At 57.9% G+C, this 13286-nt stretch carries 13 protein-coding genes; 12 read left to right on the top strand and 1 reads right to left on the bottom strand.

All coding sequences use genetic code 11. The features are described from left to right. Positions 1-70: 70 nt before the first annotated feature. The 12 genes from dxr (at position 71) to ACT3TP_RS06360 (ending at position 12062) form a co-directional block, all read left to right on the top strand. Entirely contained in the window at positions 71-1294 is a 1224-nt protein-coding gene (gene dxr / locus ACT3TP_RS06415; RefSeq protein ID WP_444617414.1) for a 1-deoxy-D-xylulose-5-phosphate reductoisomerase, read from the top strand. Then, complete coding sequence (locus ACT3TP_RS06410; protein WP_105569940.1) at positions 1291-2640, top strand: M50 family metallopeptidase; 1350 nt, start codon at positions 1291-1293, stop codon at positions 2638-2640. Before dxr ends, ACT3TP_RS06410 begins: the two co-directional genes overlap by 4 nt. Before the next feature lie 23 nt (positions 2641-2663). Continuing rightward, positions 2664-2963, top strand: a complete 300-nt coding sequence (locus ACT3TP_RS06405; RefSeq protein ID WP_096287310.1) for a YciI family protein — start codon at positions 2664-2666, stop codon at positions 2961-2963. A 534-nt stretch (positions 2964-3497) separates the two neighbouring features. Then, on the top strand, positions 3498-4052 hold the full coding sequence (locus ACT3TP_RS06400; RefSeq protein WP_096287308.1) for an NADPH-dependent FMN reductase: 555 nt from the start codon (positions 3498-3500) through the stop codon (positions 4050-4052). 130 nt (positions 4053-4182) lie between these two features. Next, positions 4183-5349, top strand: coding sequence for a flavodoxin-dependent (E)-4-hydroxy-3-methylbut-2-enyl-diphosphate synthase (ispG, locus tag ACT3TP_RS06395; RefSeq protein WP_096287306.1), 1167 nt, complete (start codon positions 4183-4185; stop codon positions 5347-5349). A 61-nt stretch (positions 5350-5410) separates the two neighbouring features. Further along, positions 5411-6190, top strand: coding sequence for a GNAT family N-acetyltransferase (locus ACT3TP_RS06390; RefSeq protein WP_255248472.1), 780 nt, complete (start codon positions 5411-5413; stop codon positions 6188-6190). A gap of 194 nt (positions 6191-6384) precedes the next feature. Further along, on the top strand, positions 6385-7086 hold the full coding sequence (locus ACT3TP_RS06385) for a hypothetical protein (protein ID WP_444619931.1): 702 nt from the start codon (positions 6385-6387) through the stop codon (positions 7084-7086). 71 nt (positions 7087-7157) lie between these two features. Then, positions 7158-7892 (top strand): hypothetical protein, encoded by a 735-nt coding sequence (locus ACT3TP_RS06380; protein WP_105553707.1) that lies wholly within the window; start codon positions 7158-7160, stop codon positions 7890-7892. 76 nt (positions 7893-7968) lie between these two features. Further along, entirely contained in the window at positions 7969-8703 is a 735-nt protein-coding gene (locus ACT3TP_RS06375) for a hypothetical protein (protein ID WP_444619928.1), read from the top strand. Between the two features lie 123 nt (positions 8704-8826). Then, the gene (locus ACT3TP_RS06370) at positions 8827-9237 is read left to right on the top strand and encodes a hypothetical protein (protein WP_444619926.1); all 411 of its coding nucleotides are present in this window, start codon (positions 8827-8829) and stop codon (positions 9235-9237) included. A 182-nt stretch (positions 9238-9419) separates the two neighbouring features. Further along, complete coding sequence (locus ACT3TP_RS06365) at positions 9420-11207, top strand: proline--tRNA ligase (RefSeq protein WP_444619924.1); 1788 nt, start codon at positions 9420-9422, stop codon at positions 11205-11207. Between the two features lie 48 nt (positions 11208-11255). Then, on the top strand, positions 11256-12062 hold the full coding sequence (locus tag ACT3TP_RS06360; RefSeq protein ID WP_096287294.1) for a TSUP family transporter: 807 nt from the start codon (positions 11256-11258) through the stop codon (positions 12060-12062). A 489-nt stretch (positions 12063-12551) separates the two neighbouring features. Here ACT3TP_RS06360 and ACT3TP_RS06355 read toward each other — a convergent pair whose 3' ends face one another. Continuing rightward, entirely contained in the window at positions 12552-13280 is a 729-nt protein-coding gene (locus tag ACT3TP_RS06355; protein ID WP_444617396.1) for a response regulator, read from the bottom strand. Positions 13281-13286: the final 6 nt, after the last annotated feature.

Below are 13286 nucleotides of genomic sequence, written 5' to 3'. Positions count from 1 at the left end.
CGCCGGCACGGCTTGGCTTGAGCGCGCCGGTTGATCTGCACTTTGGGAGCTCACAGATATAACGGCCATAATGGGGTGGGTGAGCATCCAATCTTCTTTTAAAACTGCGGACCATCCGCGCCGTGTCACGCTGATCGGTTCTACCGGATCCATTGGCACCCAAGGCCTGGATGTCATCAAGAATGCCCCGGAGCAATTTAGCGTCGCGGCACTGAGCGGTGGCTACAATCTCAAGCTCCTCGCCGAACAGGCAGTCGCCTTCCGCCCGGACCTCGTGGGCGCGGCGGTAGAGAGCAAAGATGAACTCGCATCCGCGATCGCGCAGGTGGCGCAGGACAAAGGCGTAGGCGACTACTCCCCGGAACTCCTCGCAGGGCCGCAGGCCGCCGCGCAGATCGCTGGCTATATGGAATCTGATGTGGTGCTCAACGGCATTACCGGCGCCATCGGATTGGAACCGACCATCGCGGCGTTGAAGGCCGGACACCTGCTCGCGCTGGCGAATAAGGAATCGCTGATTATCGGCGGCCAGGTCGTGAAGCAGATTGCCGCTCCCGGGCAGATCTCCCCAGTGGATTCCGAGCACTCAGCTCTTGCCCAAGCCCTGCGCTCGGGCACCCCGGAGGAAGTCTCCAAGCTGATTGTCACCGCCTCCGGTGGACCATTCTTCGGATATAACTATGAGCAGCTACGCGAAGTGACCCCGGCGCAGGCGCTAGCCCACCCAACCTGGGATATGGGGCGGATGGTCACCACCAACTCTGCGACCATGGTCAACAAGGCGCTAGAAGTCATCGAAGCCCACCTGCTCTTTGATGTGCCGCTGGAGCGTATCGAACCGCTGGTGCACCGCCAGTCGATAGTGCATTCGATGGTTGAGTTCATCGACGGTTCGGTGATCGCCCAGGCCTCGCCACCGGATATGCGGTTAGCGATTGCCTTGGGCATCAACTGGCCGCATCGCGTGGCCGGAGCCGCGAAACCCTGTGATTTTTCCACCGCCGCATCGTGGACCTTCGAACCCTTGGACGAATCGGTCTTTACCGCGGTGAAATTGGCGAAGCAGGCCGCTGCCGCCTCCGGCACCCATATGACCGTGTACAACGCGGTGAACGAAATTGCGGTTGACGCCTTCCATGAAGGCAAGATCCGCTTTACCGACATTGTTGAAACCATCGACCGGGTGTTGGAAGACTATACCCCGGTGAACGCCGAGCTTTCGGCGGAGCTAGTGCTAGAGACCGATCGGTGGGCGCGCGCCCACGCAATCTCGTTGCTGAAGGAAAAAGCATGAGCGTATTAATGTTCCTTGGCGGTGTCCTGTTCATGGTCGTCGCCATCGGGCTGTCCATTGCCTTGCACGAGGTAGGGCACCTGCTTCCGGCCAAGAAATTCGGACTGCGCGTTCCGCAATACATGATCGGTTTTGGCAAGACGATCTTTTCGGTCAAGCGTGGCGAGACCGAATACGGGCTGAAGACACTTCCGCTGGGCGGATACATCTCCATGGTGGGGATGTACCCGCCGCGCGCGGCCAGCAAAGCCGGCGCGGCGCAGAAGAAGCCGAGTTTCTTCGACAAAGTCTTCGGGCAAATGGTTGACGACGCCCGTTCGCAGGCCAATGAGAACGTGGAAGCCAGCGACGAAGGCCGGCTGTTCTATCAGCTGCCCATCTATAAGCGCATCATCATCATGCTCGGCGGACCCTTCGTCAACCTGCTGCTCGGGTTCCTGCTGATCGGCGTGGTGATCACCGGTTTTGGCGTGCCCACGGCGACCACCACCGTCTCCGAGGTGTACCAGTGCATCGCGAGCGCCGAAAATTCTGAGGCGACCGAATGCACCGCCAACGACAAGGAAGCTCCGGCCTACGCCGCCGGGTTGCTCCCGGGAGACACCATCACCGCCGTCAACGGCGCCCCGGTGGCGCACGATGCCTGGTATGAACTCACCGGTGTGATCCGTGACCACCCGGGGGAAAGCATCGCCCTGGAATATGAACGCGGTGGCATCATGCATGACACCACGCTGACGCCCTATCTGACCGAACGGCCGGTGCTGGATGCAGATGGCTATCCGGTGACCGACGAGAACGGCGCCATGAAAACCGCGCAGGTTGGGTTCGTCGGGATGGGCTCGCAGGAGAAAAACATTTCCCAGCCGGTCACCGAAATTCCCGGCGTGGTGGGGGACCAGCTGCTGAACATCGGCAACGTCATACTGCACCTGCCCCAGCGCATGGTCGACGTAGCACAGGCCGCCTTCGGTACCGAGGAGCGCGACCCGAACGGTCCGGTCTCCATTGTTGGTGTGGGACGTATCGCCGGTGAAATCAATGCTCATGAGGGCATCGAAATCAATGACAAGATCGCCTCGTTGCTCTCGCTGGCCGGTGGACTGAATCTGGCGCTATTTGCCTTCAACTTGATTCCCTTGCTGCCGCTGGACGGCGGGCATGTGATCGGTGCCCTCTACGAGGGACTGAAGCGTACCGTAGCCCGGATCTTCGGAAAAAAGAACATCGCTCCGGTGGATACCATCAAGCTGTTGCCCCTCACCTACGTAGTCGTTGCTGCGATGCTGGTCATGGGCGGGCTCTTAATATACGCAGACATCTTCAAACCAATCACGATCTTCTAGGCCTGGCGAAATAAGCTGTAGCCATGACTGTTTTTGCTGTTGAATACACCTATGCTCAGGACTCGACCGAACTGCGCAACGAACACCGTCCGGCGCACCGCGCATACCTCGGTGAGTTCCTTGGAGAAGGCTCGGTTCGTCTTCTCGCCTCGGGTCCCACCCCGGCTGCCGACGGTGCTCTGCTCATTTTTGTAGCTGAGGATAAGTCCGCCCTGAATGAGGTGCTGGCCAATGATCCATTCAGCAAGGTCGGCGCGCTAGAGCAGACCGACATCACCGAATGGAACCCGGTCATGGGCCTGCTTTCGCAGTTCGCCTCCTAAAAAGTCAATGCTTATGGACCCCCGACCGCAGGCCTTGGCTTTGTGGCCGGGGGTTTCATTGATTCGTTGAGCTACAAGATCGCAATGAATTTTGGCTTATCGGGGCCGCAGCTAATCGAATTGCAGCTGCAATTTATGCGTAAGTATCCATCGTTTATTTGCGCTGCCTCTTTGCCGCACAATCTTTGGCCAGGTGAGAAAGCGAGGGGTGAGCGTCCCTTGAGGTGCCGAAGAGCGAATGGGCATTGGTATGCAGGCCATCTTCAGAGGGCGGCGGGAGCATGACCTATCGGCGCGAAAAGAAGAGCAAGAAGCGATATTGCCGCTGTTGACTGAATTGGACTAATCGGGACTGAGCAGCCGCGGCTTTACCGCTGACTGGTTGGTGCACGCGCAGTTATGACCCAGGAGTTCTCACGAGTGTGCCCTAAGTCATATCTAGTGGCGGAATTGAATCTTCTGATCACTCGTTGGAGTAGATGAAGCGTCAGCTTTGTCTACTTATTGATTCACTAAATACAGGAGAAGCACAATATGGCAACAAAGGTCATTACTCTGGTCGGTTCCCTGCGCGCTGGTTCAACCAACCAGCAGTTGGCAGAAGCTACCGCGCTGAACTCCCCAGAAGGCGTTGATGTGAGCGTGTACTCGGGCCTTGACAGCCTGCCGTTCTACAACGAAGACCACGATGTTGAAGGCGGTGTGCCTGCGGCGGCACAGGCATTGCGCGATGCTGTTGGCGCGGCGGATGCGCTGCTGCTGATCTCCCCTGAGTACAACGGCACCATGCCAGCCGTTCTCAAAAACGCCATCGACTGGCTCTCGCGCCCGTTCGGTGCTGGCGCCGTGAAAGACATGCCATCGGTTGTCATCGGCACCGCTTTCGGCCAGTACGGTGGCGTATGGGCTCAAGACGAAGCCCGCAAGGCGCTGAACATTGCAGGGGCAAACGTCCTTGAGAACGTCAAGCTCTCCATCCCCAACTCGGTGGTTCGCTTCGCCGAAACTCACCCGAAGGATGACGCTGAAGTTGCCGAACAGGTTGCCGAAGTGCTGGGCAACATCCGCACCGTTGCAGAAGCCAACTAAGTAACTTTTCTTGAATCTGTGATGAAAAGCCACGGCGCTCGTCGTGGCTTTTCTCGCATCCTTACCAATAGCACGCCAGACGGTGCGATACTTGATATAGAAATACCTACAATCACTTCGGAGGCATCCATTGACTTCGGTCAAACTCGGCATGCCGGCGGCACCACCGCCGGTAATCACTCCACGTCGTAAGACCCGTCAGTTTAATGTTGGCAATGTGGGCATCGGTTCGAACTCGCTTATCAGCGTGCAAACGATGACCACCACCAAGACGCATGACATTAACGCAACCTTGCAGCAGATCGCCGAGGTGACGGCCGCCGGTTGCGATATTGTGCGCGTCGCTTGCCCGACCGATAAAGATGCCGAAGCCTTGCCGATCATCGCGATGAAATCGCAGATCCCGGTCATCGCCGACATCCACTTCCAGCCGAAGTACGTATTCGCTGCGATTGAGGCCGGCTGCGGTGCCGTCCGGGTGAATCCAGGCAACATCCGCAAATTTGATGATCAGGTTAAGCAAATCGCTCAGGCTGCCAAGGATCATGGCACCTCGATTCGTATCGGCGTCAACGGTGGTTCGCTGCACCCGAAGCTACTGAAGAAGTACGGCAAGGCAACCCCGGAGGCACTCGTAGAGTCGGCCATCTGGGAAGCTTCGCTGTTCGAAGAACATGGCTTTCACGACTTTAAGATTTCGGTCAAGCACAGCGACCCAGTCATCATGGTCCGCGCCTACCAGCTCTTGGCTGAGTCCGGCGACTGGCCATTGCACCTCGGTGTTACCGAAGCCGGCCCGACCTTCCAGGGCACCATCAAGTCCTCCGTTGCCTTCGGCTCATTGCTCTCACAGGGCATTGGCGACACCATCCGCGTCTCCCTTTCGGCTCCACCGGTCGAAGAGGTCAAGGTTGGTAACCAGATCCTCGAATCCTTGAACTTGCGTCCCCGAAAGCTGGACATCGTTTCCTGCCCATCCTGTGGTCGCGCTCAGGTGGACGTCTACACGCTGGCCGAAAAGGTCACCGCCGGACTAGAGGGCATGGAAGCCCCGCTGCGCGTTGCGGTGATGGGCTGTGTTGTCAACGGCCCGGGCGAAGCACGAGACGCCGACCTCGGCGTAGCCTCCGGTAATGGCAAGGGGCAGATCTTCGTCAAGGGTGAAGTTATCAAGACCGTCCCCGAGGACCAGATTGTCGAAACCCTTATTGAAGAAGCTAATCGTTTAGCTGAAGAAATGGATCTTGGCGATGACGAGAATCCTGCCTCGGGTTCTCCCGTGGTCTCCGTCAGCTAGACAGAGCCCGCCCGGGGAAGTGCGGGTCTTGGGACGTAGAGATACTGCGGCCCTACTCGCATTGCTTGATCAAGACCCCGTAGCTAATATCTTTACCCGGTCGCAGCTTGCTCTGCACCGTTCCGCCGTTCCGGATGGTTTTGCCCACCTGCTCGGCATTAACGGTGAAGAGGGGCTGGAATCGGCATGCTGGGTGGGCGCAAATATTGCGCCCACCGCCATGAGCGCTGAACATGCGCGCGCCTATGCTCAGCAAGCGCTGGAGACGCGCCAACGTTTCGCTTCGGTTTTTGGCCCAGCCGAGACCGTGCTGGCGATGCAAGATGTCCTTGCCTCGGGACCCCAGACATTCTTCGACGTCCGTGAAAATCAGCCATTGATGACTATTGCGCACCAGGCGAATATCACGCCGATTGAGTCTCTGCGCGTGGCGACCTTGCAGGACTTCAACCTTGTCTTGCCTGCTAGTGCTGCAATGTTTGAAGAAGAACTTGGATACTCGCCGTTGGACAGTGGCGGTGGATATTACCGAACCCGGGTGCGTCAGTTGATTCGCGAAGGGCACACCGTGATCGACGTTGACGAGTACGGCGAGATTATTTTCAAGGCGGATCTTGGAACCGTCACCACTTCGGTAGTTCAGATCCAAGGTGTTTGGATTAGCCCCCGCTATCGCGGACAGGGACTTGCCGCCGGATATATGGCAGCCACGGTTGACTATGCGCTGCGATTTGCGCCGGTTGTGAGCTTGTATGTGAACAATTACAACGAGCCTGCCATTCGGTCCTATGAACGGGTGGGATTCGAGCAGGCTGGAACGTTCGCGACGATCCTTTTCTAGTACGTCCAGAGATCTGACGCGCGCAGTTGTCGACTGCAGGTTGCTCATTGCCGCAAATCCTCGTGTCGGACCAGAATCGTCTCATCAAGAACTGGTAGAAAACGCGGCGTTTGTGCACGGCATGCCTCGGGCACAGAGGCCATAATCCGCCGAGAACGGTGCGCAATCTTCTAGACTCGAGCACAGTAACTATCGTGACAGGAAAATCTGTGGCTCTTGCCAATTGCTCTAAAACGTACCTCGCCTCGGCGCTTTGCCTCGCGGCGCTCCTGCTTAGCGGTTGCAGTACCCCGTCTGTTCCCAATGAGGCAACGGAGGGAAGCGCACTGCAGATCAACGCCGATGAACTTGAAAAGCAGCTCAAGGAATTCGTCAAGGACGATTCCAAGGCGAAGGTCATATCGGATTCGCAATTGCGCAAAAGTATCCCCGAAGCACAGGCCTGGATTGAGGGATTGAAAGTTTCGCCAAGTAAATGCGGTGTTACCTTCGCCGCTCCGGTCACCGAACAACTTGCCAAGGCCAAGATGTCGGCGGTGGAGTTTGAAGATCGATATCTGACGGTTGCGGTCTATCAAGACGAAGAAGCATTGCAGGCTCAATGGGAAAGCGAAGCGAAGGCGAGCGCCGACTGCGCACGATATTCGGTGACCATCAACGGGAAAACTCTCGCCTACCATTTGGCGAAACAACCAACTAAAACAATGGCGCCGTTCAATGACGCCTATGTGGTGACCAGTAGCGATGGCTCACAAACGCAACAGCAACTCATGGTGCGAGCGGCACAGGGCAACGTGATGGTCGGTTTCCAGCAGCAGACGACTGCAGAGCAAACGCAAGAGCGCCTCCAAGACGCTTCGGAACGAATCGACGCGTTGTTCGCCGAACTTGAGTAGCACCTCGGGGCTGCGTATTTCCAGCATTTCTAGCCAGGCTTGGAGCCGTGGCGCATTCTAAGGATTGATCTATGACCAAGCGTTCCCTCTGGCTGCTACCTCTGGCTGCAGCCCTGATTCTCACTGGCTGCTCGGGAAGCGACAATGCTGATCCGGTAACGGCGGAGTCGAGCCCCGCGCCGTCCCAGAAGCAGGATCAAACAAGCGGGGCATCGCTCTCCGCAGATCAGGTCAAGGACGTGGTCACGAAGCTTGTGGGCGAGGACTCTACTGCGCAGATCTTGGACAACGAGGTGATGAAACCCCAGTTGGAGAATGCCAAGGCCATGGAAGGCAGCAACGGGATCAAGCCGGAGAAATGCGCCAAACAGCAAGAAGAGTACACCGTCACGGACCTGACCGGCACAGTGGCGGCATCTGCAACGGTCCAGGGGGACTCCACGGGCAAAGTGATCCAGATATTCTCGATCACCGATGCACAGACCCGGAAAAATATCTCCGAGGCTCTGAAGCTGTCCGACATCGAAGGATGCGAATCGATCAGCGTGAGCGTCTCGGGTCAGGAAGTAAACACGGACCGACAGATATTGGACCTTGACTCAACCGCAGACCAGGCGCTGACGATGGCCACGCAAATGAAGGTTGGGGCGGACGAGTACCTGAATTCGGTCGCGGTGCAGGCTCTCGAAGGCAATAATTTCGTTCTGGTGACATTTTCCAGTGGAACCGTGGAAGCACCCTTGCTCGCGGGAGAAGCGATGAAGCTGGCCGATCAAGCGTTTGCCGAAATCAAATCGTTGCAATAATTAGGCCTTGGGCTTTTATTTCTAACCATTATTCAAATACAGTGGAAGCAACACCACTCAACGTGAGGACTGAATCATGGAAAAACGTTCACTTTGGTTGCTTCCGCTTGCAGGGGCGCTGGCGCTGACCGGTTGCGCGGACTCGGGCAATGAGGCCCCGGCGGCATCGGATGAGGCGCAAGCCTCGGAGCAAGCCCCGGCAGCGGAGCCTTTGAGTTCCGCAAAGGTAAAGGAAGTCGTAGAAAAGTTAGTAGCCGATGAATCCGGCGCGCAGATCATCGACGGTGCTGCGATCGCAGAGTCTCTGCCACAGGCGAAGGAACTGGTCAAGGGCATGAACATCGAGCCTGCCAAGTGCGCGGAACTGGTCGCTCAGCAAAGCTCATGGGACATCGAAGGCATCAATATGGCCGTTGCCACCGTCGCTGGTGCGGAGGTCGGCGAGTCAACCAGCTACAGCGTTGCATCCTACGAGGATGACGCAAAGCTATCCGAGATCAAGAAGACCGTCGAGGCCAAGGACCTGCAGGGCTGCGACAGCTTCTCCATGGAAATGCAGGGAATGAAGCTCAACGCTTCGGCTGAAATGCTTGACGCTACCTCGGACGCCGAAGTGACCACGGCAACGAAGACGAGCATCACCATGGAAGGCACCGAGGTGCCGATGGGTAGCTATACCGTGCAGGGTCTTGTCGGCCCTAATGCGGTGTCCATATCCTTCTCCGGTGCCGTTGAGGACGAGCAGGCTAAAATCGACGAGCTGGTCAAGGAGCTCAACGTCGCAGTTGCCGAGTTGGAAAAGACTCAGTAACGCGAGATTTTTCACCATTCGCCGCCTGCTTCCATTTCGGAGGCAGGCGGCGTTGCTGTATGCCAGCTCGACATATACCTTGTGCACTTGCGAATCCTCGTGTGCGCGCGAGAGCATGGGAGGATGGCCACGATTGCAGACATCCGAGTAATAGCAGCAGCGCTGCCTCAGCTCGAGGAAGGCATTAGTGGATATGGCACCGGAGCGAAGTGGGCGGTGCCCCGCGGCATGGTCATTTGGCGGCGGCCGCTAGGGAAAGCCGACACGAAAAGACTCGTTGATCAGGGGCTACCTGTGCCGCAAGGCGAAATCTATGCGGTGCGCACCGCATCAGTGATTGCCAAGAAAGAACTGATTGAGGCTTTCGGAGAACTATTCTTCGATATTCAGCATTTGACCGGGACCGACATTGTGTTATTCCATTTAGAACACATCAAGGTAGATCAGCTTCGTGAAGTGATCATCGAAGGGTGGTTGGCGAGAGTTTCGAGCACGACGGCCAACGCCTGGAGAGAAACCCTCCCAGGGCAGTAGTTTTTCTACTGCGGTAAGAATCACGGTAGTCTCCACAGCCTTAGGAATACTAGGGTTTTGCCTATAGAGGTTAGGATTGTGGAAGGCTATTTTTAAGCCAATTACACATCAGATTTTGCATAGCTGAGTCGACCTCCAGTGGCACACCATGGACCGGCGACTTACGGAAAAGGACGCCCCGCGTGGTTTTGAAGCTTTCCACCCTGTTCCTGCGCACCTTGCGCGAAGATCCGGTTGAAGCAGAAGTAGACAGCCATAAGCTGTTGGTTCGAGCCGGATACATTCGCCGCGCAGCACCGGGCATTTATACCTGGCTGCCACTGGGCTTGAAGGTGCTTGCTCGCGTAGAAGCTATTGTTCGCGAAGAAATGGACGCCATTGGTGCTCAGGAAGTTCATTTCCCGGCACTGCTGCCACGCGAGCCTTACGAACAGACCGGACGTTGGACTGAATACGGCGAAGGGCTCTTCCGCCTGCAGGACCGCAAGGGTGCGGACTACCTGCTTGCTCCAACGCACGAGGAAATGTTCACCTTGCTGGTCAAGGACCTGTACTCCTCGTACAAGGACCTTCCTGCCTACCTGTACCAGATCCAGAATAAGTACCGCGACGAAGCGCGTCCGCGCGCAGGCCTGCTCCGCGGCCGCGAATTCATCATGAAGGATTCGTACTCCTTCAACATCGATGACGAGGGTCTCGACGAAGCCTACGACGCACACCGCGGCGCGTACCTTCGTATTTTCGAGCGCCTGGGCCTAGAGGTCGTGCCAGTGTTCGCGCAGGCAGGTGCCATGGGCGGCTCGAAGTCCGAGGAATTCTTGCACCCAACTGCCATCGGCGAAGACACCTTCGTGCGTTCGCCAGGCGGCTACGCGGCCAACGTTGAAGCGGTCACAACCGTCGTTCCCGAGGCAATCGATTTCAGCGACGCTCCGGCATTCGAAGTCCTCGATACCCCGGAGACCCCAACCATCGAGACGCTGGTTGCCGCCGCCAACGAGCTGCGCCCGCGCGCAGAAGGCGAATGGGCTGCGGCCGACACGCTCAAGAACGTCGTCGTCGCGGTCATCGACCCCGAAGGCAACCGCCACGTCGTGGCCATTGGAGTGCCGGGGGACCGCCAGGTCGACCTGAGGCGCGCGCAAGCAACCATCGGCATGGCCCTGGACATCAGCGGCGAAGTGCTGGTCGAGGCGGCCAGTGCCGAAGACCTCGCCAAGCACCCAGCGCTGATCGCCGGCTACATTGGCCCAGGCAACGGACTGGACCAGCAGGTGCTGGGCTCCGAAGCCTCCAGCGGGATCACCTACCTGGTTGATCCGCGCGTGGTCTCCGGCTCCAGCTGGATCACCGGCGCCAACGAAAAGGGCAAGCATGTCTTCGGTCTGGTGGCCGAGCGCGACTTCTCCTTCGACGGCACCATCGAATCGGTTAATGTGCGCGCAGGTGACCCGGCTCCGGACGGCTCCGGCCCGCTGCGTGCCGAACGCGGTATCGAAATGGGACACATTTTCCAGCTCGGCCGTAAATACGCGGCAGCCTTGGATCTCAAGGTGCTGGACAAGAACGGCAAGCTCTCTGTGGTCACCATGGGTTCCTACGGTATTGGCGTTACCCGTGCGGTAGCAGCCCTCGCCGAGGCCTACCACGATGAAAAGGGCCTTGCTTGGCCAAAGCAGGTCGCCCCGGTCGACATCCACATTGTCGTGACCGGCAAGGGCGAAGAGCTGCTGGCAGCGGGCGAAAAACTAGCCAAGGAATTCGAAGCCAAGGGCATGGAGGTTATCTTCGATGACCGTGCAAAGGTTTCGGCCGGCGTGAAGTTCTCCGACGCAGAGTTGATCGGCGTGCCAACCATTGTTGTGGTGGGCCGCGGGCTAAGCGACGGAGTGGTTGAGGTCAAGGATCGTGCCACCGGCGAGCGTCGTGACGTTGCCGTTGCCGACGTGGTGGAAGAGCTGAGCGCGTAAACTGCCGGTAGCTTTTCACAAGCAATAAATGAATAGAGGTGCAGCGCGGTGCCGGAGATTCTCTCCTTCTTGTCACTTGATGGTGTTGAGTTCAGCTGGACGTCGCTGATCCTGCTTTTGTTAGCAGGGTTTGCGGCTGGTTGGATCGATGCAGTTGTCGGTGGCGGTGGACTGATCCAGTTGCCCGCGCTGCTTCTCTTTCCCGGAATGAGCCCAGTACAGGCCCTGGCCACGAATAAGCTGGGTTCCATTTTTGGCACCGCCACCAGCGCGATTACCTACTACAGGCGGACCAGCCCGGACCTGAAAACGGCAATCCCCATGGCCCTGATGGCCATGGTTGGTGCCTTTGGTGGTGCAGCCATTGCCACGATTCTGCCCGAAGAAGCCATCCAGCCAATCATTATCGCCGCGTTGGTGGCGGTGCTTGCCTTCACAATTTTCAAGCCCAAAGCCGGAGAGCTGAGCAAGCTACGCTACCGGGGCAGCGGGCACTACCTGCGGGCGGTAGTGATCGGACTGATCATCGGCGGCTATGACGGCATGATTGGTCCGGGTACCGGATCATTTTTGATCATCGCTATGGTCACGGTGCTGGGGTACAACTTCTTGCAGTCCTCGGCCAAAGCGAAGATCGTCAACCTAGCCACCAACTTTGGCGCCCTGGTGTTGTTCATTCCGGCTGGGCACGTGGTTTTCGGGTTGGGGTTGGCCATGGGACTGATGAATATGGCCGGCGGCTACCTCGGTGCCCGCATGGCGATTTCCAAAGGCAGCAAATTCATCAGGATCATCTTCGTGATCGTGGTGTGCGCACTGATCATCAAACTCGGTTCAGACATGATCTTTGCCTAGGGGCACAACGATTCCCGGGAAACGGTCCAGCCAAAGGCATCCAGCCCGGCTAGAATCATCACCTTTCTGAAACCGAACACCGGCTTGCCGCGGTGGTTGGCGGCGGCCAATTGCCCAACGTGGGCCGGGCGGAGAGGTACATGCCCTTTAACCACGAATTGCCGGTTCGCTTGGACTGCGAGCCGGCAATTCCTGGAGGCAATGTCCCCATACTGCCTTACCTAGAATCAACATCAATCAGCCTTGACCCATCCCCATAGGCCGGGCGCATTAAAGAAGCTGAGCTTTTGGATTTGCCCCAAAAGCTTTCCCCCTAACGCAGGTTCCCAAAAAGGCTGACCGTCATCTAGGACGTCATACGGTGGCAACAACCGCTCCCACCAGGCCACACCCTCGAAGCGCTGAGGGATTGCTGTGGCGTTGGTTCTAGGATCTCAAATTGAGGTTCTGCCGTCGTCATACCTGCACGGTATCTTTCTCTGGAAACTTTCAGTTTCGTCCCGGGATCTTGTCATCCGCACGGCTGAAGCCCGAGCGGTACGCCAAGGCCACAGCCGAAGCGCGGTCCCGAGAGCCGGTCTTGAAGAGGATTCGGGCCACGTGAGTTTTGACCGTCGCCTCGCTGAGCACCAGCAGGTCTCGGATCTCCTGATTGGACATGCCCGCGGCCACAAGTCGCAGGACTTCCTGTTCTCGAGGAGTCAGCAGCTCCGTGATGTCCGGCAAGTCCGAGGAGCTCATGTGCAGGCGCTGCACGAGCCGGGTGGCGGCCGTCGCATCCAGCCAGGTTTCACCCGCCGCAACCCGCCGAATCGCGGCCGCGATCTCATTGGGCAAGGCGTGTTTCAGCAGATATCCACTGGCACCGGCTTGGAGCGCCTTGACCACGACCTCCTCATCATCAAAGGTAGTCATAATCAGCACCCGGACCAGCCGGTCCTGGTTCTCCCGGGTTTCACGAACCAGCTGCTTGGTCGCCTCAACCCCGTCGATCCCGGGCATGCGCACATCCATGAGCACCACGTCGGGGAGGTGCTTGCCAGCAAATTCAAGCGCTTGGGGCCCCGAGCCCGCCTCGCCGATCACCGAGAGGTCAGGCTCGGCGGAAAGCAACATCGAAATGCCGGCCCGGACCATTGGCTGATCATCCACTATGAGGATGCGAATTCTGGAACTCGCATTCGGGCCGTGGGCGGTGGGTTCTGGGTCTGCGATCATCGTGTT

Origin of the sequence: Glutamicibacter sp. AOP38-B1-38, from assembly GCF_052377485.1 — a bacterium.
In the GTDB taxonomy this organism is placed as follows: Bacteria; Actinomycetota; Actinomycetes; order Actinomycetales; family Micrococcaceae; genus Glutamicibacter.
This window is presented reverse-complemented; position numbering and strand designations above follow the sequence as displayed.

What these genes read in the sequence shown, in the direction of transcription:
- dxr (WP_444617414.1), top strand. Translation starts at nt 71, where the DNA reads ATGGGGTGGGTGAGCATCCAATCTTCTTTTAAAACTGCGGACCATCCG.
- ACT3TP_RS06410 (WP_105569940.1), top strand. Translation starts at nt 1,291, where the DNA reads ATGAGCGTATTAATGTTCCTTGGCGGTGTCCTGTTCATGGTCGTCGCC.
- ACT3TP_RS06405 (WP_096287310.1), top strand. Translation starts at nt 2,664, where the DNA reads ATGACTGTTTTTGCTGTTGAATACACCTATGCTCAGGACTCGACCGAA.
- ACT3TP_RS06400 (WP_096287308.1), top strand. Translation starts at nt 3,498, where the DNA reads ATGGCAACAAAGGTCATTACTCTGGTCGGTTCCCTGCGCGCTGGTTCA.
- ACT3TP_RS06380 (WP_105553707.1), top strand. Translation starts at nt 7,158, where the DNA reads ATGACCAAGCGTTCCCTCTGGCTGCTACCTCTGGCTGCAGCCCTGATT.
- ACT3TP_RS06375 (WP_444619928.1), top strand. Translation starts at nt 7,969, where the DNA reads ATGGAAAAACGTTCACTTTGGTTGCTTCCGCTTGCAGGGGCGCTGGCG.
- ACT3TP_RS06370 (WP_444619926.1), top strand. Translation starts at nt 8,827, where the DNA reads ATGGCCACGATTGCAGACATCCGAGTAATAGCAGCAGCGCTGCCTCAG.
- ACT3TP_RS06355 (WP_444617396.1), bottom strand. Translation starts at nt 13,280, where the DNA reads ATGATCGCAGACCCAGAACCCACCGCCCACGGCCCGAATGCGAGTTCC.